Source organism: Streptomyces sp. NPDC036815, from assembly GCF_055609205.1.
In genome coordinates this window covers 60906-80250 of the sequence record NZ_JBVJPW010000020.1, presented here as the reverse complement: position 1 = coordinate 80250, position 19345 = coordinate 60906, and the positions used below count along the sequence as shown (strand labels likewise).

Here is a 19345-nt window from a genome sequence, read left to right as displayed (position 1 = left end):
CACGAAAGTGCCGCTCGTGCACAGCGAAGCGACAGCCACAGAGAAACAGCAGGTCCACGCCGCGGACGCGGAGCCGGACGCGAGCCCCGAGAGCCTGCGCCGCGTCGCCGTGGCCTCCTTCATCGGGACGGCCATCGAGTTCTACGACTTCTACATCTACGGCACGGCGGCCGCCCTCGTCCTGAACGAGGCCTTCTTCCCGACCCTCGACCCGGTCAACGCCACCCTCGCCTCGTTCTCCACGTACGCGGTGGCGTTCGCGGCGCGGCCCATCGGCTCGGTGGTCTTCGGACACTTCGGCGACCGGGTCGGGCGCAAGTCCGTCCTGGTGGCCTCGCTGCTCCTGATGGGACTCTCGACCGCCCTCGTCGGCGTCCTGCCCGGCTACGGCACGTGGGGCGTCTGGGCCCCGCTGCTGCTGATCCTCCTGCGCTTCCTGCAGGGCATCGGGCTCGGCGGCGAGTGGGGCGGGGCGGCGCTGCTCGCGGTAGAGCACGCGCCGAGGAAGAAGCGCGGACTGTACGCGGCCTTCCCCCAACTCGGCCCGTCCGTCGGGTTCTTCGCGGCCACCGGCGTCTTCTGGCTCCTTTCGGCCACGCTCTCCGACGCCGCGTTCCGCTCGTGGGGCTGGCGCGTGCCGTTCCTGCTCTCCTTCCTCCTCGTCGCCGTCGGACTGTTCGTACGCCTCAGGATCAGCGAGACGCCGGTCTTCGCCAAGGTCATGGCGGCACAGGAGGCGAGCAAGGTCCCGACGCTCGACGTGCTCCGCCGCCACCCGCGCGAACTGCTGCTCGGCGCGGGCGGCATGGTCGTCGCGTACGGGCTGTTCTACACCGCCACGACCTACTGCCTCGCGTACGCCACCGGCACCCTGCACGTCTCCCGCAACACCATGCTCGGCCTCTCCCTGGTGGCGTGCCTCTTCCTCGCGGCCGGCACCTGGCTGGCCGCGACGCGCTCCGACGCCGCGGGCCGGCGCAGGCTGGTCCTCGTGGGGGCGTCGCTCGCGGTGGTGTGGGGGCTCGTCCTCTTCCCGCTCCTCGACACCGGGCGGCCCGTCCTCATCGCCCTCGCGATCGGCGGCGCGCTGTTCTGCATGGGCGTCGTCTACGGCCCGATGGGCGCCTTCCTGCCGGAGCTGTTCGGCACGAACGTCCGCTACTCCGGCGCCTCGCTCGCCTACAACCTGGGCGGTGTGCTCGGCGGCGCGGTCTCGCCGCTGGTGGCCACCCGGCTGCAGTCGGCGTTCGGCTCCTCCTCGGTGGGCTGGTACGTGAGCGCGATGGCGGTCGTGTCGCTGCTCTGCGTCCTCGCGCTGCCGGAGACCCGGGAGCGCGAACTCGGCTGAGAGCCGATACCGCGTCCCCCGGCGGGTCGTGCGCGGGATCTGGCCAGGTGGCCCGGGCGGCAGGACCATACCGGCGTGGAGCCCTACTGGGAATTGACCTTCGACGCCGACGGCGACGTCGACACCGCGCAGCGCGCGCAGCTGCTGTCCGGCGCGGAAAGTGAACGCGTCACCGATCTGCTGGTCTTCGCGCACGGCTGGAACAACCAGCAGCAGGACGCCAGGAAGCTGTTCCGGCGCTTCTTCACGCCCTGCCGGGAGCTCTGCGGGCCGGGGGTGCGCCTCGGCTACGTCGGGGTGCTCTGGCCCGCCATCCGCTTCCCCGACGAACCGATCCCCGACTTCGACCCCTCAGCCACGGCCCCCGTCCCCGCCACCCCGCCCGGCCGCCCCGTGCTCGACCCGGCCACCCGGCAGGTGCTCGACCGCGCCTTCCCCGACCACGGAGCGACCCTGGACCGGATCGCCGAGCTGCTCGCGGAGCGCTCACGGGTGCCGTCCCGCATGTACGAGTTCGGGCGGCACGTGCGCGAGCTGGTCTCCCTGCGCGAGACGCACCCGGCCCGGCACTTCGGCCAGGACACCGGCGCGGGCGAGCCCGCCATGCTCACCGACGACGCGGTCCAGGTCTGCGAGGTGTTCGCCGCCGCGCGCTCGGACACCGGGGAGCCCGCGCTCCTCGGCGAGCTGCGCGAGCGGCTGTGGGACGGCGCGCACGAACTGCTGCGGCAGGGCTCGTACTACGCGATGAAGCGGCGGGCGGGCGCGGTCGGCCAGTTGGGCCTCGGCCCGGCGATCGGTCTGCTCGCGGCGGACGTGCCGGACATCAGGGTGCACCTCATCGGGCACAGCTTCGGCGGCCGGCTCGTCGCGTACGCGCTGCGCGGGATGCCCGCGGACGTGCGCGCGGTGAAGTCGGTGACGCTGCTCGAAGGCGCCTTCTCGCACTACACGTTCGCCGAGCGGCTGCCGCACGACACGTTCCGGGGCGGCGCGCTGCACGGCATGCAGCACCGCGTCGACGGGCCGCTCGTCTCCTGCTACTCGCGCCACGACGACGCGCTGGGAAAGCTGTATCCGCTCGCCTCGAAGCTGGCCGGTGACTCCACGAGCTTCTTGAACCTGTGGGAGCGCTGGGGCGCCATCGGTTACAACGGCATCCGCGCCGTCGACGGCACCCAGCGGATCGAACTGGGCCAGAAGGTGCCCACCAAGGGGTGCGTCAGCATCGACGCGGCCTCGGTGGTGCGGCGCGGCGGTCCGCCCTCCGGCGCACACAGCGACATCTGCCACGAGGAGCTGGCACGTGTCGTGTTCGCCGCGGGGCGGATCGCTCACGCCTGACCGGAGCACCGGTTACGGGCGGTGCCTCGGGAATTCGACGACCTGCTGGTAGGTCGGGCGGTTCTGCCACTGGATCGACTTGTGCGTGATGCCGCCGAGGGGCCGGTGGACGACCGAGTCCGCGCACCACTGGTCGCCCGCCTTGCACGTGTCGTCACCGGGGTAGACCTCGGTGGCGGGCTCGGCGACGGCCCGGGCGAGCGTGCCGAGCAGGGTGTCGCGGCAGGCGTCGAGCTTGCCGGCACCGCAGTAGGTCTCGGCGAGCGCGCCCTTCACGGGCTCCCCGAGGACCGTGCGCAGGTCCTTGTCGGCATAGCCCCACCAGCCGTACTGGAAGGCCGATCCCGCGTGTGCCCCGGTGGGACCGTGGCCCGCGGACGGCGCCTCGTCGGTGGCCAGCTGCGCGGTCAGGGCCCCGTAGAGGTCCTTGCCGAGGCCCGGCTCGAACTCGGCCCGGACGAGCTTCGGCCACCAGGCGTCCATGATGCGCACGGCGTCGGGGTGGGCGTACGTCCTGGAGCCCGCCGCCGTCTGGTTGCGCTGCGCGCCCGCCTTGCGCCACGCGTCCAACTGCTGGACGGCCTTGGCCAGTTCCGGGTCGGTGACCGGCGCGCTGCGCAGCACCTTCAGGAGTTCGGGCAGCACCTGCTCACCGCGCAGGTCGGTGACGGCCGCCTCGGACATGGCCCGGGTGAGCGAGGCGCGGGTGACCCCGCCCTCCTCGGTGAGCTTCCTGACCCGCCCGTCGAGCAGGTCCCCGCGGTGCACGGCGCTCACGCCGAAGCCCGCCGTGCTGAAGTCCTTGGCCTGCTTGTTGTTCCAGGAGATGTAGTAGTCCTGGTTGACGGACTGCGGGTGCTCGGCGGGCGGAGCCTGCGCCGAGGTGTTGTCCTGCGGATCGAAGTCCCGCCACTCGTAGGCGGGTTCGGCCTTGACCGGGAGCGCCGGGTCGATGCCGTCCGCGCGCTCGGGGTTGGCGCCGCTGTTGTAGTACGCGATGTCGCGCGAGTCGGCGTAGAACCAGTTGAAGGCGTAGCTGATGTGCTGCGCCGCCTTCTGGAAGCTCTCGGCGTCCTTGACGTACGAGGGGTCGTTGAACATCTGGAAGCCGATGATGGAGTCGGCCTCGTGGCGGTAGGTGGAGCGCAGCGAGACGTACGCGACGGGTTCACCGTCGACGGTCGCGCGGTGCGTGACGATGCCGTACTTCGTGCGGAAGACCTGCATGCGGTAGGAGCCGGCGGCCGTGGAGTCGGCGAGGGTCGGCTTCCAGGCGTTCTTGCGCTCCAGCTTCTCCATGGGCGTGCAGGTGCCGCGGTGGAGGTAGCCGGTCGACTGCTTCGTGGGGGTGCCGCCGCCGGGTTCGCACAGCTCGACGGCGTACGTGTCGGTGATGTCCTGTCCCGCGGAGGTGGCCGACCACGCGTAGTCCTGGCCGCGCCCCAGCTGGACGTACATGCCGACGCCCGCGAAGGAGACGCCCCGCGCGCTGATGCCCGGGCCCTGGAGTTCCTGCTGCATGAGGAGCTGGGGCGCGAAGTAGCCGGTCTGCGGGCCGAAGACGGCGACGGGGTTACCGCTCGCGGTGTGCTCGCCGGAGACGAGCAGCGCGTTCGACATGCCCTTCTTGTGGCCGTTGGCCCGGAACAGCTCCGAGGGCAGCACGCCCTCGTCGTACATGCCCTGCAGCGGCTTGAGCTTCTTCGGCGCCTTCACCGGGTCCTTGGCGCCGGTCTTCGCGCCGCCCTCGCGGTCGTGGACGAGCTGCTCGCGCTCGACCGACCCCGCGTCGGGCATCGCGGTGCCGCGCGCGTGCTCCGGCCTGCCCGCGTACGGGAAGCTCGTGCCGTCGTGGACGGTCTGCACGGCCTCGGGATCGTTGCGGGCGCGGAAGGACTCCCAGACCTCCGTGCCCTTCTCGACGCCGTACTTCTCCTGGGACTTCAGCAGGGACAGGGCGGACTCGACCTCTCCGCCGCCGCCGTTGCCGAAGAGCCCGCCGACCACGGAGGCGAGCGCGATCATGTCCGTGATCTTGAACGGCTGGATCTCACCGGCGTTGGTGATCGCGTCGATCTTGCCGGTCAGGACGTACTCGCCGGGGAAGTAGCGGCCGTTCTTGGACTTCACGCGGTAGGCGTTGAGCCCGTCGACGTAGGCCTGCGCGTCCTCCATGGCCTGCTTGCCGCGCTCGCCCTGCGTCGACCTGATGTACTCGACCTGCTTCTCCAGGTCCTTCTCCGCGTACGGGGCCTGCGGCCAGAACTGCTGCTCCAGGCCTTGGTTGGCGAGCGCGCCGCCCGCGAACGAGGTCAGCTCGCCGCGTCCGATGTGCCGGAAGAGGTCGATGAGCCAGAGCCGGTCCTGCCCGGCGGCGAAGCCCGCGCCGAACTCGGTGCCGTAGCGCGTGGTGCCCTTGATGTGCGGCACGCCGTACTTCTTGTCCCGGGTGATCGTCACGTCGTCGCGCGGCCTGGTGACGGACGCGACCTGGCCGTCGGGCACCCCGAAGGACGCGTCGTCGAAGAACTCGGTGAGCCGGTCGTCGGTGAGCGAGGGATAGCCGGACGACAGGGCGTCGTACGGGCCCAACTGGTCGTCCGCGTGCGCCGGCTGGGTGCCCAGGAGCCGGTGGGCGAGGATCTCGGCGAGCGTCGCGCCGCCGTTCGCGCCGGGTGGCAGGATGTCCGCGCAGTGGCCCCCGCAGTAGTCGTTCTCCTCGGCGGACCCGGCGGACCGCTCCCGCGCCGCCGTCCCGCCGGGCGCGGCCGCGGCGCCCGGCAGCGGCGCGAGGAGGCCTGCGCCGAGCGCGAGCGCCGCTCCCGCCGTGAGTGTTCTGAGCCTGACGTTGCGTCGTCGCATGGGGTGCTCCTCCGGGTCATGCGGAAGGCCGATGCGCCGGAGGCTACTGGCGGGTTGGCGAACTAGAAAGGTGAACATGCGTCGCCTTTTCCGAATCACCACAACGCGCCCCCCTTGTGTCTGCATCACACCAGCTCGGCAGGGCAGGCGAAAAAGGATGCGCGACGAGGGAGCCGAATCGCGTGTCGATACGTCTACTCGGCAGCGTCGTTTCGACTTCGGCGGACCGGGACGGTTCCCGTCCCGGTCCGTCCCGACAGCGGCGCCGGCGAAAACGGAACACGGGTACCAGTACGGAAGTGCGTGTGACGGAGGTGCAGGGCGATGGCCGGATTCCGGAGTCTCGCGAGACAGGTGCGTGATCCGCAGAGCGATCTGGCGCTGCGGCGCTACTCGCTGCGCAAGTGCCTGGAGAGGTTCGCACCGTACGGACACCGGGCGACCTGGGACCACCTGTGCGCCCGGGCGGGGTTCGGCCCGGAGGACAGGTCGCCCGACCCGGCGCGCCTGGTGGCGGCGCTGAACGAACTGGAGGCGGCGAGGGCGGTCTGGCTCGCCTACGAGGCGGGCTTCGCGGAACGCCGCCGCAAGGAGAAGCACGACGGGCTCAGGCGCCCCGGGAGCGTCGACGACTGGCACCGCTGCACCTGGGGCGGTTTCGGCATCGCCTGGTGCGACGACCCGGACGTCCACCCGCACGAACCCCTCGCCGAAGTGCTGCGCCGGCTGATCGCGGCGCTGGAGAGGGAACCGGGGTCGGCCTGCCCGGTCTGTGCGGACACCGCCCTCGTCTTCAAGCACGGCCTGGCGCACGAGCCGTCGTCGGGACCGGTCTGCGCGGGCTGCGGGATCGTCGTACCGGCCCCCCTCCTCACGCCGGACGCGGTGGCCCGGGCCCGGGCACGACGGGAGCGCCCCCTCGTGTCGGCGTGAGGCGCGGCCGGTTCAGGGTGTCTTCACGTCCGTGTGTATGGCCAGCTTGAACTGGGCGTGCATCAGCGGCGTGGCGAGCTTCACGTCTCCCACGCCGCGTGCCGAGATCTTCAGGCCCAGGGGCGTGTCCGGGTGCACGAACAGCTGCCAGAGGTAGGTGCGGTACTGCCCTCCCCTGCTCGGCGCCGAGTCGTTCGTCGCGGTCGAGTCGTACCCGGTCGTGAGGCCGAGCGGGTCCCGGACGTAGCGCGAGCGGTACTCGATCGGCTTGGCCGACGGCTCCCAGAAGACCATCGCGGAGAGCAGCCCCCAGCCGTCGTGGCTGGGCCAGATCAGGCCCGAGCGGGCGTCCGGGAACTTCGAGGGGCGGGTGCCGCCCTTCCCGGGGTCGTGCATGCGCCACGGGTCGTAGGACTCGTCACCCGCGCCGTACGGAAAGCGCACCAGGTAGTAGCCGTCACTGTCGTACTTGACGGTCTGCCGCCCGTGCCGTGCGGCGTCCCACAGCAGTGAACAGATGACAACGGACATCGGCCTCTCCCCCGATCGGCGTCCACGTGTTCCGCGTACTCCTGTACGTACAGGACACGGTGATACCGGGGCGGCGGTCGCGGCTAGATGCGGTACGGGGGGATTTTCGGTGGCCGTGCCGGATCGCGGGCCGTGACCGTCAGTTCCGCCGGGGCCTGCGCTCCACCATCAGCCGGGAGCCGCTGTGCCGCTCGCCGAAGACGTCGTCGGGGTTGGAGAGCACGCAGGTGTCCAGGGAGAGACAGCCGCAGCCGATGCAGTCGGTGAGGTGGTCGCGCAGGCGGCCCAGCTGCTTGATGCGCTTGTCCAGTTCCGAGCGCCAGCCCTCCGAGAGGCGCGCCCAGTCCTCGCGGTTGGGCGTGCGCTCCTCGGGCAGCGAGTCGAGGGCCTCGCGGATCGTGGAGAGCGGGATGCCGACGCGCTGGGAGGCGCGGATGAAGGCGACGCGGCGCAGCGTGTCCCGGTGGTAGCGCCGCTGGTTGCCCGAGGTGCGGCGGCTGGTGATGAGGCCTTTGGACTCGTAGAAGTGCAGGGCGGAGACGGCGACGCCACTGCGGTCGGCCAGCTGGCCGACGGTGAGTTCATGGACCTTCTCCGGGATCTGGGGCACCTCTCGAACCCTACTGGCTGGTCCGTTGACACGCGTCGGCACACACCCCATGCTGAGCAAGCGCTTAGTCTGCGTACCTTTACGCGCACGATTCTGCATACGTCTAGGAGGCCAGGGACATGGCGGAGCCGAAGATCTTCACGTCGGCCGAGGAACTGCGTGCCGGAGTCGGCGCGCGACTCGGGTACAGCGACTGGCTGGAGATCGACCAGAAGCGGATCGACCTCTTCGCCGACGCCACGGGCGATCACCAGTGGATCCACGTGGACGCGGAGAAGGCGGCGCAGGGGCCCTTCGGGACGACCATCGCGCACGGCTATCTGACGCTGTCGCTGCTGCCGAGCCTGGTACCGCAGATCATGCGCGTCGAGAACCTGAAGATGGGCCTCAACTACGGCACCGACAAGGTCCGTTTCCCCTCCCCGGTGCCGGTCGGCTCGCGGCTGCGCGCGACGGCGCAGCTCACCGACGTCACGCCGACGAAGGACGGCGGCGTGCAGGTGACGGCCAAGGTCACCGTGGAGCGCGAGGGCGGCGACAAGCCGGCGTGCGTGGCGGAGTCGGTGTCGCGCTACTACTTCTGAGTCCTCCTGCACTTCTGAGTCCTCCTGCCGGCGTGGCTCCGCCGCTTCCGGGGCTCCGCTACTTCCGGGGCTCCGCGGGCCGGGCGCCCACCATCCGCAGGACGAGGTCGGCGTAGAGCGCGCCGACCTCGTCGGGCGTCCGGTGCCCGGCCACGTTGAACCAGCGGGCCACGTCGATGCAGAGCGAGAGCACGGCGAGCGTGGTGCCCGGCACGTCGGGGACGTCGAACTCCCCCGTCCGCACCCCGTCGTTGATGATGTCCCGCACGGCCTCGTCCGACCTGCGGCGCAGCGCGACGATCTCCCTGCGGTGCTCCTCGCCGAGCGCGTCCAGCTCGTACTGCACGACGCGCGCGGTCATGTGGTGGGCGGCGTGCCAGCCGACGAAGGAGCGGACGGCCGCCGCGAGCCGTTCGGCGGCGCCGCCCTCACCGTCCGCCGCGGTGCGCAGGATGGTCAGGGCCTTGTCGTGGCCGATCCTGCTGATGCGGTGGAGCAGCTCTTCCTTGGTCTTGTAGTGGATGTATAGCGCGGCGGGGCTCATGCCGGCGCGGCCCGCGATGTCACGGGTGGTCGTCGCGTGATAGCCGCGCTCGGCGAAGGCCTCCACGGCGGCGACGAGGAGCCGCCTGGCCGCGTCGGGGCTCACCTCGCCCCACGGCTGCTCCTCGCCGCCGGTCTCCTCCGCCGCGCTCATCGCCCACTCCTTCAGCTTTCGGGAGGGACACCATACCTCTGACGGTGAGCAAGCGCTTAGGGTCTGTCTCCGGGCGTCGGTCAGGGCTTGCCGAACGGGTCGTGCTCGACGAGCAGCTTGTCGACGCGGGCCTGGTCGACCCTGCTGACGATCTGCACCACCTCCTGCCGGTCCCTGATCACCTTGGCGAGGGTGAACGCGGAGGTCGTCAGGTAGAGCACCGCGATGGCGAGGAAGCCCCGCACCCAGGCCGAGGCGTCCAGGTAGCCGATGCCGACGGCGACGGCTCCGATAGACACGGCGAAGGAGGCCACGGCCTGGCCGTAGAAGGCGTTGGTGGTCTGCTGTCTCACAGGCGGCTCAGTCATGTGCCCAGCATCGGCGGGGGCGGCGCGCGCCACATCCGCTCGGGTACTCAGGCGCGTACTCAGAAGGCCGAAACGCCGGTCAGGGCACGGCCGATGACGAGCTTCTGTATCTGGCTGGTGCCTTCGTAGAGGGTCATCACGCGCGCGTCGCGCAGCAGCTTCCCCGCCGGGTACTCGTCGATGTAGCCGTAGCCGCCGAAGACCTGCAAGGCGTTGTTGGCGGCGCGCACGGCGGCCTCCGAGGCGAACAGCTTGGCCTTCGAGGACTCCGTGGCGAAGGGCTGCCCCCGGTCGATCAGGTCGGCGACCCGCCAGGTCAGCAGGCGCGCGGCGTCCACGTCCACCGCGATGTCGCTGAGCAGCTCCTGCACCAGCTGGTGGTGGGCGATGGTCTTCCCGAACTGCTCGCGCTCACCGGCGTAGCGCACCGCGGCGTCGAGCGCGGCCTGCGCGATGCCCACGCAGCCCGCCGCCACCGACATGCGTCCCTTGGCGAGGGCCGACATGGCGACGGAGAAGCCCTTGCCCTCGGGCGCCATCATGGCCGACGCCGGGACGCGGACGTCCTCCAGGACGAGTTCGGCGGTGGCCTGGCCGCGCAGGCCGAGCTTGCCGTGCAGGGTGCGGCGGGTGAGGCCGGGAGTGTCGGCGGGGACCAGGAAGGCGGAGACGCCCTTGTGTCCGGGCGCGTCGCCGGTGCGGGCGAAGAGGAGCACGACGTCGGCCCAGGTGCCGTTGGTGATGAACATCTTGGTGCCGTTGATGACGTACGAGTCGCCGTCGCGCACGGCCCTGGTCGTCAGGCTGCCCGCGTCGGAGCCGGTGCCCGGCTCGGTGAGCCCGAAGCACCCGACGTACTCGCCGGAGGTGAGCCCCGGCAGCCACTGCCGCTTCTGCTCCTCGCTGCCCCAGTGCGCGACGGTCTTGGCGACCAGGCCGAGGGAGACGGAGACGATGCCGCGCACGGAGGAGTCGCCGCGGCCCAGCTCCTCGGTCACCAGGCAGTACGCGAGGTGGTCGCCGCCCGAGCCGCCGTACTCCTCGTCGATGGTGAGCCCCAGGAAGCCGACCTCGCCGAGCTTCTTCACGAGGGCCCGGTCGACGCTCTCGGCCCGGTCCCACTCCACGACGTGCGGGGTGATCTCGCGCGCCACGAACTCCTCGGCAAGCCGGCGGACGGCGGCCTGCTCGTCGCTGAGCTCCAGGTTCACGGTGGGCACCTCTCACGTGGGGTTACGGCGAGTTACTCGGATGACGTCACGTTTTAAATTAGCACTGCTAGTTTGTGGATGCAGCCCTACTATGTGCCGCATGGCCCGACCGCGCAAGCCCCTCCTCAGCCGAGAACGCATCGTCGAGACGGCGCGCGCGCTCGTGGACTCCGAGGGGCTCGCCGCCGTCTCCACGCGCCGCCTCGCCGCCGAGCTCGGCGTCAGCGGCCCGTCCCTCTACAACCACTTCCGCACCAAGGACCAGATCCTGGAGGCGGTCGCGGACTCGGTGAGCGCACAGGTCGACCTGTCGATGTTCGAGGCCGACGACGGTCGCGACTGGCGCACAGCGCTGCACGACTGGGCGGTCTCCTACCGGGCCGCCCTCACCCTGCACCCGAACATCGTCCCGGTCCTCGCGAGCGGCCCCGGCCGCCGCCCGGCCGGACTGCGCCTCGCCGACGCGGTGTTCGGGGCGATGGTCGACGCGGGCTGGCCCGCCGCGCAGGCCACGTCGATCGGCGCGCTGATGCGGTACTTCATCATGGGCTCCGCGCTCGGCTCGTTCGCCGGGGGCTTCGTGGACGACGAGGCGGCGTACGACCCCGCCGACTATCCGCACCTGGGCCAGGCCCACCTGCTCGCCGACCGTCAACAGCTCATCGACGAGCGGGCCTTCGAGGCGGGCCTCCAGGCGCTGCTCGACGGGCTCGCGCTGCAGTACGAACAGGTGGCGGCGCGGACCTGAGGGGCCGGGTCAGTCCGTGATGAAGCGCTCCACCGCCGTCACGACGAGCTCGTCGCGCTCGGCCTCCGAGAGGACGTCCGGCAGCGTGAGCTGCTCCAGGATGAGCCAGTTGAGCGCCAGGTAGAGGAGCTTCACCGCCTTGGCGTCCCCGGGCAGACCGGAGGCCTCGTGGTACGCGAGGTTGGCGTCGAGGTCGGCCCGGACGCGCTCGGTGAGGACGGCGCGCAGCGCGGGGCGGCGGGTCGCTTCAAGGCGCAGTTCGAGCAGGGCCAGATAGCCCGTACGGAAGCCGCTGACCCGGCCGACGACCTCCCGCATCAGCTCGACGTAGCTCGCCTTGTCCCGCTCGGCCGTCCGCTGCCGCTCGATGACCGACTCGTCGGGGATGAGCCGCTCGTAGACGCGGGCACCCGCCTGGGTCAGCAGGTCGTCGCGGTTGCCGAAGTAGTTGGAGGCGGTGCCGGTGGGCACCGCCGCCTCGGTGTCCACCGCCCGGAAGGTCAGGCCCCGGGCGCCCTCTCTGGCCAGCACCTCGATGGCGGCGTCGACCAGGGCCGCCCGTCGGCCGTCGTTCCTGCGCACCATCGACACCACTCCATTCGCAGTACTACATATCGACCACTACAGGTTGAGTACTACAGGAGGAGTTCCCGGATGCGCAAGCTGGCGCCGGTCGCAGACCGGCCTGAACGTGCCCCGGAACGTGCCAGGCCCGCCTCAGCCGGTGCCCTCCCGCACCGGATAGTTGACGACGACCACACCGCCGGTGGCGTAGTTGGCGACATCGGCGGACAACCGCCGGCCTTCCGGCGACGCCTGCGCCGCGGCCAAGGCGGCGGCGTCGGCGAATTCGCCTTCGAATACCGCGAAATAGGGCGCTTCACCGTCGGCGGCCGCCACGTCGAAGCTGTAGCGCCACGCAAGCAGGCCGGGCCACTTCATGACCAGGGGAAGGTGGTGGGTCACGTAGTACTCGCGGAAGTGGTCAGGGTCGGCGGGCTCGGGATAGAGGACGAGCACCTTATGCATGACGGCCTCCGGTCAGTTGAATCGTCATATGCGCACGGTAGGGCTGGACTTGGGGTCGGGGGAAAGATCGATACGGGCTAGACTCAGAACGGATCGTTATCAATCGGCAGGGAGGGCCCATGGCCCCGGATACGGTCAGCCTGCGGTACTTCCTGGTGCTGGCGCAGGAGCTGAACTTCACCCGCGCGGCCGCCCGCATCGGCATCGCGCAGCCCGCGCTCAGCGCCCGGATCCGCCGGTTGGAAAGGGAACTCGGCAGCGCCCTGCTGGTCCGAGACACCCGCAACGTCGCATTGACCGCGGCCGGTGCGGCATTGGCGGAGTCAGCACCGCCCGCCCTCGCGGCGCTGGACCGGGCATGGGACACCGCCCGGCGGGCGGGGGCCGGTGAGCTGGGCACGCTCCGCATCGGATACAGCCTCAGCGCCGGGGCCGAGACGACTCCGGCCCTGGTGGACGAGCTGATCCGCAGCGCTCCCCGACTCGAGGTCGGCGCGGTCCCGATGGCGACGCCCGAGATCTCCCCCGCGGTCGCCGACGGCCGCATCGATGCCGGGATCACCCGCGGGGAGCAGCCGGGCCGCGGCGTGCGCCGGTACCTGCTGCGGCGTGCGCGGATCGGCGTCCAATTGGCGCGGCACCATCCGCTGGCCGAACACCCGGAGATCGAGATCGCCGACGCGGCCGCGTATCCGCTGCGGCTCCCCGACCGTGCGGCCAACCCCGTGATCCACGACCAACTGGCCGCGCTGTTCCGTGACGCCCGGCCACACCCACGATTCCACCCGCCCACCGTCTCTTTCGACATGTCGCAGCGCGACCTGCACGACGGCCTCACCCTCGCCCCCGCTGGTGAGGCCGCCGCCACGGCAGCACCGCCCGGCATCACCTGGCGACCGCTGCGCGGCGCACCCAGCCTGACGATCCACCTGGTCCTTCCGCGCGAACAGTCGCCCCTGCACCGCCGCGTCCGTGCCGTAGCCCACACCCTGGCGCACGAGCTGCGCTGGCTGCCGGACTGACGGGCGGCGTGGTTCGAGGCGGTCCGGTGAGGCGGCGGCCGAGGTAGTAGATGTACTCTGCATCCGTCTTTCCGGGTGCAGGCCTGGCCGCCGAGCCCTGGACGAAACAAATACATCACGCGGGAGTGGCCGTGGGGCACGCGACGGATGCGCTGGACACCGGTGGCTCGGCCGGTGGCACGGGCCGGACGGCCGGGGCGCCCTGGGCACCCCGCGCCCGCGCCTTCGCCGCCCAAGTGCTGCGCGGGCACGGGCAGGTGACCTTCCTGCCGGGCACGGCGGCGGGCGCCCTCTTCTGCGCGGCGCTCTTCGCCGCGGGCTGGGAGTACGGGCTCTACGGCCTGGTGGGCACCGCCGTCGGCACGGCCACGGCCCGGCTCCTGAGCGTCGACGGGGACCGCGTCTCCGCCGGCCTCGAAGGGTTCAACGCCTGCCTGACGGCGCTGTCGTTCGCGGTCTTCCTCGGGCCCGGGCACCTCTCGACCGCGCTGCTCGCGGCCGTGGGCTGCGCGGTCGTCACGGTCGTGACCGCGGCCGCCGTGCGGCTGCTCGGCGCGCGGGGACTGCCCACGCTCACCCTGCCGTTCTGCCTGGTCGCGACGGTGACGACGATCGCGGCGCCCGGCTTCCGGCGGATCTGGCACCACGGCGAGGGCCTGGCGGCGCTCACCGCGCCCGCGACGGGCACGACCGCCCTGCGACCGGACGACCTCGCCCGGGCGTTCTTCGCCGGTTTCGGCCAGATCTTCTTCATGCCGCAGTGGTACGTGGGCGCCCTGCTGCTGCTCGGCCTCCTCGTCGCGGGACCGCGCACGGCGGCCGTCGCGTGCCTCGGCAACGCCGTCGCCATCGCCACCGCGTGGGCCCTCGGCGCCCCCGCCGCACAGATCACCGACGGCACCATGGGATACAACGCCGTCCTCGTCGCCCTCGCCCTGTGCGGGGTCTTCCTGCCCGCGCGGGCCGCGACCCTGGCGTACGCACTCCTGGGCGCCGCCACCGCGACGGTGCTCGGCCCCGCGGTGGCCGCGCTCTTCGCGCCGGCCGGCGGGCACGCCTTCACGTGGCCGTTCGTGCTGACCACGCTGGTGTTCCTGGCCGGGGCCAACTCCTTTCCGCGGATTACCGGTTCGGGCCGGTAGCGGCGGACGCGGAGCATTAACGTGACGCCATGAGCATCGCCTTCGACGCACTGGCCGCCGCGGCGCTCGGCGGAGCCGGGGGACAGCTGGGGACCCACGCCGCCACCGCCCTGTGGGAACGGCTCCGGGAGCGGTTCTCGCGGGACCCCGCCCTCGTGGCGGTCCTCGACGAGCGCGACGCCGCCGACCCCGAGGCGGTGCGCCGGCTGGGCGGAGCGCTGCGCGACCTCGCCGCTTCCGACGCCGGGTTCCAGCGCGAACTGGAGGCGCTGACACTCCGTTTGGGGCCGTCGGCGGCGCCGCGCTTCAACACGGTCAGCGACTCCCGGGGGCTGAACGCGCCGGGGTCCACGTTCACCGGCCCCATCACCATGAACTTCGGTGACGAGCCGGAGCCCGACGGGCCGTGAACAACCACGTCGAAGGCTCGTCCGGGCTCAACGCGCCCGGCGCCGTCTTCCACGGCGACGTCACGTTCCACCTCAAGGGCGACGACGACTCCCGCTCCGCGCCCCGGACGCGGGGGACCGAGCAGCTTCTCCTGCGGATCCTGCAAAGGGAGTTCGGCGACGGAGCCACGGTCCGGCTCCTCAACCCCGTCCTCGGGCGGGAGCACCGCGGCCTCGCGGACGTGTTCGTGGATCTCCTCGTCCGGATGCCGTCGGAGGATCAGGACGAGAGGAACACGGCGGGCGCGCCACGGCACACGGGCGCCCCACGGCACTTCGTACAGCAGTATTTCAAGAGCGAAGAGCCGTCGTTCCGTACCGTGTTGACGGGCGGCCCCGGCCAAGGCAAGACCACCGCCGCGCGGATGCTCGCCCATGTCCACCGGGCCGGTCTGCTGCGGGCCTGCGACGCCGCGCTGATCTCTCCCTGGACCGCCACGGAACTCGACCGCGTCGAGCGCGGACTGCGCAGGCTGTGGCTGACACCGCCCGCCGCCGCACGGTTCCCGCTCTGGGTGGACGCCGATGCCTTCGCGTCGTACCTGGCCGACGCCGCCGAGACCCGGCGGTCCCTGTGGCACTACCTCGCCCACCGCTACGAGCGCCTCCTCAAGACCGAGGTCTCGACGTCGGAGGTCCGCGCGCTGGCCCGCTCGGTACCGACCGTGCTGATCCTCGACGGGTACGACGAGGTGTCGCCCCGGCAGCGCGCCGCCGTACTGGGCCACGTCAGGGACGTCGCCGACGATCTGCAGCTGGACCGGGCCGACGCGTCGGTCATCGTCACGTCGAGGCCACAGGCGTACGGGAACGAGCTGCGCCCGCACGGATTCGCCTCCTGGTCCCTGACGGACCTCACCCCGGAGGAGGCCGAGCGGCATGCTGCCGTCCTGGCGGGCGACGACGCGGCGGGCGGGCGGCTCCTCGGGCTCTTCCGCGAGGCGGCCCGCCACGGCGACCTGCGGAACATCCTGAACACACCCCTGCACGTCGCCCTCGTGGTCTCGATCCTGGCCGACTCCGGTGAACTGCCCTCGGGACGCCACCGGTTGTTCGCCCGCTACTACGACCACGTGTACGCCCGCGAGAAGGGCCGGGGCGGCGAACTCGGCACCTTCCTGGAGCAGCACAGGAGCCTCGTCGACGAACTGCACCGGCGGGCCGCCTTCCGCATCATGGTGGCGAGTGAGCGGCGCGAGGAGGAGGGCGCACGCGGCATCCGCGCCGAGGAGTTCGCCGCGATGGCCCGCTCCGTGGTGCGCGACACCCGCGACACCCGCGAGATCCGTGACATCCGCGGCGGCCCGACCGGTTCCGACGTCGCGGAAGAGGAGGTGGTCGAGCGGCTTCTGCGGTTCGCGGGAGAACGCCTCGTCCTGATCGTCGGCGTGGACACCGACGTCGTGGGCTTCCAGATCAAGTCCCTCGTCGAGTTCCTGGCCGCCGCCCACCTCTCGGACACGGCGGACGAGCAGCTGGTGCGCGAGCGGTTCCGCGCCGTCGCCGCGAGCGAGCCGTGGCGCAACGTGGCGAGGTTCATGGCCGCGGCGGCGTTCGAGCCGGACCGTCTCGGCGAACGGGATCTGCGGGACTCGGTGGTGACCGCCCTGGCCGAGCTCGACCAGGCGGAATTCACCGGGACGGCGTCCCTGTACCTGCGCGGGGCGGAACTGGCCATCGATCTGCTGACGGACCTGCCGGAGCTCGACGCGCGGTATGTCCACCACCTGCTGCCCGCCGTGGACGTCATCGCCGACCTCGACGAGCGCGCCGACCGGCTCGCCCGCGTCGCGGCGCCGCTGTTCGAGGGGCCCCGGCTCGACGAGCTCCTCGATCACATGACGGCGGAATCCCCGGGCCCGCACGCCCACTTCGGCCTCTGGCGCTTCCTCAACAAACTCGCCGGGGCCGGGAACACGGCGGCGGGCGAGGCGGCCCGCGCCCATCTGGACTCGGCTTCCCCGCAGCTGCTTCCTGACCTCCTCCTGGACGTCGTGATCCCCGAGGTGGTCGCCGGGCCGGAACGCCTCGTGGACTTCCTGCGCAGGGCCGACCCGCACGCGGTACGTACGGACGCGTACGCACGGCCGGTCGAGCTCGCGGGCTGGGGGAAGGCAGCCTGGGATGTGATGCACTCGGGGCCGGCCCCAGGCAGCTTGCGCAGTCCGGTGCTCGAAGGCCTCTGGCCACTGCCCGGTCCGAACACCCTGCTGGACTCGCGCTGGTTGGGGCCGCTGGCCACGCCGCCGGACGGCTGCCACCCGAACTGGGTGGCCTGGGGCGAGGCGGCGAGCACGGTGGACACGCCCACCGCCGCCGTACTCGAATCGCTCGCCCGCGAGCGGCCGGACTTCTCGGACTTCCCGGCGTCGCGCATGTTGCCCTGGCCGGTCCGGGAATGGCTGGTCGGTGGGGGGCCTGCGCCGGAATCGCCCGACAACCTGGCCTGGCTCGCCGCGGAGAACCGCTGGGCGATGCACGGGGTGCGGCTGCACGACATCGACACCTATGTGCGCAAGGGCTCCCTCGACCGTCACGTGGCATCGAGCGGCTTTCCGTTCGCGACGCTCCACTGGGCGTTGCCGGGCGGTGCTGACCCCCGTATCTCCTCGCTGGCGGCCGAGGTCTGGAGCATCTGGTCCGCGCACCGTGACAGCCCGCCCGAGACGCGGGCGACCATCGCCGAACGACTGCTCCTGCCCCTGTGCGACTACGGCCTGGAACACGACGACCCGACGGCGTCGCCCCGGCAGCTACGCGAGGCGATCGGGTGCATCCCCGCTCCGCGGACCTTCTACCTCTCGTACGAGACCGCTCTGCTGGCGCTCTCCGACTGCCCCGACGACTCGGAGTTCGCCGCTCTCGCACAGCGGCTCTCGCTCCAGGAGTGGTCCAGAGGGAAGGGCACCGCCCACGACGTCATCGCGCGGGCTCGCCGTCTGCTGCCCGACGGCACGTTCCGGTCGCTGTGCGCGACCATCGCCGACGTCGACGACCGGCCGGAGACGTGGGACGCCCTGGTCGCCCATTGGATCACCCAGGGAGACCCCGGGCACGAGGACTGGCCCCTGGTGCGTCTGCTCCGGCCGGACGCGTCCTGGCCCTCGGACCGTGACATCAGGTCGGCCAGGCAGTCCCTGCCCTGGCGGGGCCTGCAACAGCTGATCGACCACGTCCCCTACTGGTCGGACGAGTTGCGGTCCCACGTCCACGAGCGCCTACAGCTTCAGGAGGGGCAGCGGTGGAGTCAGCACCCTGACCTGGTGCCCTGGCACGACGTCACGGACCCCCTCCCCCTGGCCCTCCTGAAGCTGCGCGTCTGACCTCGGAAGACAGTGCCTCGGAAACAGTGCCTCAGAACACGATGAGCGCCCGGCCGCCCCTGCCCGCGATCATGTTCTCGAAGGCCGCCGGGATCTCGTCGAGACCGATCCGGTCGGTCACCAGGGTGCCCAGGTCGAGGCGGCCCGCGCGGATGTGCCCGGCGAGGACCGGGAGGTCCGTCGCGGGGTCGCAGTTGCCGTACACGCAGCCGGAGAGCGTCCTGCCCCAGTGGAAGAGCTCCAGGGCGTTGAAGGTCACCTGCTGGTCCTTGCCGCCGATGCCGACGACCGTGGTGCGGCCACCGCGCCGCGTCGACTCCCAGGCCGTACGGATCGTCACCGCGCGGCCCACGCACTCCACGGCCACGTCGACGCCCTGACCGCCGGTGAGCTTGCGGATGTCCTTGGCCGTCGTCTCCGAGGCGACCACGTACTCCGTGGCACCCGCGGAGCGCGCGAGCTCCTCCTTCTCGGGGGAGACGTCCACCGCGATGATCTGCGCGGCGCCCGCGATCCTGGCGGCCTGCAGCGTGGCGAGGCCCACCCCGCCGACGCCGTACACGGCGACGGTCTCGCCCGCGCGCACCCGCGCCGCGTGGTGCACGGCGCCGTACCCCGTCAGGACGGCACAGCCGAGCAGGGCCGCGTCGGTGAGCGGGACGCCGTCCGGAATTGGCAGGACACACCCGGCCGCGACCACCGTCTCCTCGGCGAACGCGGCGACGTTCAGGCCGGGGTGGAGCTCCGTGCCGTCGAGCCGCTTCGCGTAGACGTCCGCGGCGCCCGCGAGGGCGTTGCCGCAGAGCCAGACCTCGCCGAGCGAGCAGGCGTGGCAGCTGCCGCAGGACGGCGCCCAGTTCAGGACGACGCCGTCGCCGGGCGCGAGGTGGGTGACGCCCTCCCCGACGGAGACCACGGTCCCCGCGCCCTCGTGGCCGAGGACCGCGGGCACCGGGACCCGCATCGTTCCGTTGGTGAGGGACAGGTCGGAGTGGCAGACCCCGGCTGCGGCGAGGCGCACCCGGACCTGGCCGGGGCCCGGCTCCGGCAGGTCGATCTCGGCGATCTCCAGCGGAGAGCCGACGGCGGGGAGGATGGCGGCGCGGACCACGTTCACGTACTCCTTGGGGAAGGTGTCGGGCTC

Annotated in this window: 18 protein-coding genes; 9 read left to right on the top strand and 9 right to left on the bottom strand. The window is 71.7% G+C overall.

The window, feature by feature from the left end; translation table 11 throughout:
• The first annotated feature begins 16 nt into the window (after positions 1-16).
• The gene (locus tag ACZ69I_RS30820; RefSeq protein WP_467680679.1) at positions 17-1348 is read left to right on the top strand and encodes an MFS transporter; all 1332 of its coding nucleotides are present in this window, start codon (positions 17-19) and stop codon (positions 1346-1348) included.
• A 75-nt stretch (positions 1349-1423) separates the two neighbouring features.
• The gene (locus ACZ69I_RS30815; RefSeq protein WP_467680677.1) at positions 1424-2692 is read left to right on the top strand and encodes a serine-threonine protein kinase; all 1269 of its coding nucleotides are present in this window, start codon (positions 1424-1426) and stop codon (positions 2690-2692) included.
• 12 nt (positions 2693-2704) lie between these two features.
• On the opposite strand, the gene ACZ69I_RS30810 is transcribed toward ACZ69I_RS30815, so the two are convergent.
• Complete coding sequence (locus tag ACZ69I_RS30810) at positions 2705-5554, bottom strand: penicillin acylase family protein (RefSeq protein WP_470835846.1); 2850 nt, start codon at positions 5552-5554, stop codon at positions 2705-2707.
• 324 nt (positions 5555-5878) lie between these two features.
• On the opposite strand from ACZ69I_RS30810, the gene ACZ69I_RS30805 reads away from it, so the two are divergent.
• Entirely contained in the window at positions 5879-6487 is a 609-nt protein-coding gene (locus ACZ69I_RS30805) for a hypothetical protein (protein WP_467680673.1), read from the top strand.
• A 12-nt stretch (positions 6488-6499) separates the two neighbouring features.
• Here the strand turns inward: ACZ69I_RS30805 and ACZ69I_RS30800 are convergent, their stop codons facing one another.
• Complete coding sequence (locus ACZ69I_RS30800; protein WP_470835845.1) at positions 6500-7018, bottom strand: hypothetical protein; 519 nt, start codon at positions 7016-7018, stop codon at positions 6500-6502.
• 139 nt (positions 7019-7157) lie between these two features.
• Entirely contained in the window at positions 7158-7628 is a 471-nt protein-coding gene (gene soxR / locus ACZ69I_RS30795; RefSeq protein ID WP_467680669.1) for a redox-sensitive transcriptional activator SoxR, read from the bottom strand.
• Positions 7629-7747: 119 nt separating this feature from the next.
• Between soxR and ACZ69I_RS30790 the strand changes: the two genes are divergently transcribed.
• Positions 7748-8212, top strand: a complete 465-nt coding sequence (locus tag ACZ69I_RS30790; protein WP_467680667.1) for a MaoC family dehydratase — start codon at positions 7748-7750, stop codon at positions 8210-8212.
• A gap of 58 nt (positions 8213-8270) precedes the next feature.
• Here the strand turns inward: ACZ69I_RS30790 and ACZ69I_RS30785 are convergent, their stop codons facing one another.
• The 3 genes from ACZ69I_RS30785 to ACZ69I_RS30775 all read right to left on the bottom strand — a co-directional run bounded on the left by ACZ69I_RS30785 (position 8271) and on the right by ACZ69I_RS30775 (position 10488).
• On the bottom strand, positions 8271-8909 hold the full coding sequence (locus ACZ69I_RS30785; protein ID WP_467680665.1) for a TetR/AcrR family transcriptional regulator: 639 nt from the start codon (positions 8907-8909) through the stop codon (positions 8271-8273).
• Positions 8910-8989: 80 nt separating this feature from the next.
• Positions 8990-9277, bottom strand: a complete 288-nt coding sequence (locus tag ACZ69I_RS30780) for a YiaA/YiaB family inner membrane protein (protein WP_467680663.1) — start codon at positions 9275-9277, stop codon at positions 8990-8992.
• Between the two features lie 59 nt (positions 9278-9336).
• Entirely contained in the window at positions 9337-10488 is a 1152-nt protein-coding gene (locus ACZ69I_RS30775) for an acyl-CoA dehydrogenase family protein (protein WP_467680661.1), read from the bottom strand.
• A 100-nt stretch (positions 10489-10588) separates the two neighbouring features.
• Between ACZ69I_RS30775 and ACZ69I_RS30770 the strand changes: the two genes are divergently transcribed.
• On the top strand, positions 10589-11236 hold the full coding sequence (locus ACZ69I_RS30770) for a TetR/AcrR family transcriptional regulator (protein ID WP_467680659.1): 648 nt from the start codon (positions 10589-10591) through the stop codon (positions 11234-11236).
• A 9-nt stretch (positions 11237-11245) separates the two neighbouring features.
• On the opposite strand, the gene ACZ69I_RS30765 is transcribed toward ACZ69I_RS30770, so the two are convergent.
• On the bottom strand, positions 11246-11821 hold the full coding sequence (locus tag ACZ69I_RS30765; protein WP_467680657.1) for a TetR/AcrR family transcriptional regulator: 576 nt from the start codon (positions 11819-11821) through the stop codon (positions 11246-11248).
• Between the two features lie 132 nt (positions 11822-11953).
• The gene (locus tag ACZ69I_RS30760) at positions 11954-12265 is read right to left on the bottom strand and encodes an EthD family reductase (RefSeq protein ID WP_467680655.1); all 312 of its coding nucleotides are present in this window, start codon (positions 12263-12265) and stop codon (positions 11954-11956) included.
• Positions 12266-12384: 119 nt separating this feature from the next.
• Between ACZ69I_RS30760 and ACZ69I_RS30755 the strand changes: the two genes are divergently transcribed.
• From ACZ69I_RS30755 to ACZ69I_RS30740, 4 genes are all read left to right on the top strand, one after another.
• Positions 12385-13287 (top strand): LysR family transcriptional regulator, encoded by a 903-nt coding sequence (locus ACZ69I_RS30755; protein WP_470835842.1) that lies wholly within the window; start codon positions 12385-12387, stop codon positions 13285-13287.
• Positions 13288-13418: 131 nt separating this feature from the next.
• On the top strand, positions 13419-14429 hold the full coding sequence (locus ACZ69I_RS30750) for an urea transporter (RefSeq protein ID WP_470835840.1): 1011 nt from the start codon (positions 13419-13421) through the stop codon (positions 14427-14429).
• Positions 14430-14458: 29 nt separating this feature from the next.
• Positions 14459-14839, top strand: a complete 381-nt coding sequence (locus tag ACZ69I_RS30745; protein ID WP_467680649.1) for a hypothetical protein — start codon at positions 14459-14461, stop codon at positions 14837-14839.
• Complete coding sequence (locus ACZ69I_RS30740) at positions 14836-18201, top strand: NACHT domain-containing protein (RefSeq protein ID WP_470835839.1); 3366 nt, start codon at positions 14836-14838, stop codon at positions 18199-18201. The genes ACZ69I_RS30745 and ACZ69I_RS30740 overlap by 4 nt, the downstream gene beginning before the upstream one ends.
• Positions 18202-18232: 31 nt before the next feature.
• Here ACZ69I_RS30740 and ACZ69I_RS30735 read toward each other — a convergent pair whose 3' ends face one another.
• Complete coding sequence (locus ACZ69I_RS30735; RefSeq protein WP_470835916.1) at positions 18233-19312, bottom strand: Zn-dependent alcohol dehydrogenase; 1080 nt, start codon at positions 19310-19312, stop codon at positions 18233-18235.
• Positions 19313-19345 lie beyond the last annotated feature (33 nt).

Bases quoted from the DNA above. Each gene is read 5' to 3' on its own strand.
- ACZ69I_RS30810 (WP_470835846.1), bottom strand. From the start codon at position 5,554: ATGCGACGACGCAACGTCAGGCTCAGAACACTCACGGCGGGAGCGGCG.
- ACZ69I_RS30805 (WP_467680673.1), top strand. From the start codon at position 5,879: ATGGCCGGATTCCGGAGTCTCGCGAGACAGGTGCGTGATCCGCAGAGC.
- ACZ69I_RS30800 (WP_470835845.1), bottom strand. From the start codon at position 7,018: ATGTCCGTTGTCATCTGTTCACTGCTGTGGGACGCCGCACGGCACGGG.
- ACZ69I_RS30790 (WP_467680667.1), top strand. From the start codon at position 7,748: ATGGCGGAGCCGAAGATCTTCACGTCGGCCGAGGAACTGCGTGCCGGA.
- ACZ69I_RS30785 (WP_467680665.1), bottom strand. From the start codon at position 8,909: ATGAGCGCGGCGGAGGAGACCGGCGGCGAGGAGCAGCCGTGGGGCGAG.
- ACZ69I_RS30780 (WP_467680663.1), bottom strand. From the start codon at position 9,277: ATGACTGAGCCGCCTGTGAGACAGCAGACCACCAACGCCTTCTACGGC.
- ACZ69I_RS30770 (WP_467680659.1), top strand. From the start codon at position 10,589: ATGGCCCGACCGCGCAAGCCCCTCCTCAGCCGAGAACGCATCGTCGAG.
- ACZ69I_RS30765 (WP_467680657.1), bottom strand. From the start codon at position 11,821: ATGGTGCGCAGGAACGACGGCCGACGGGCGGCCCTGGTCGACGCCGCC.
- ACZ69I_RS30760 (WP_467680655.1), bottom strand. From the start codon at position 12,265: ATGCATAAGGTGCTCGTCCTCTATCCCGAGCCCGCCGACCCTGACCAC.
- ACZ69I_RS30755 (WP_470835842.1), top strand. From the start codon at position 12,385: ATGGCCCCGGATACGGTCAGCCTGCGGTACTTCCTGGTGCTGGCGCAG.
- ACZ69I_RS30745 (WP_467680649.1), top strand. From the start codon at position 14,459: ATGAGCATCGCCTTCGACGCACTGGCCGCCGCGGCGCTCGGCGGAGCC.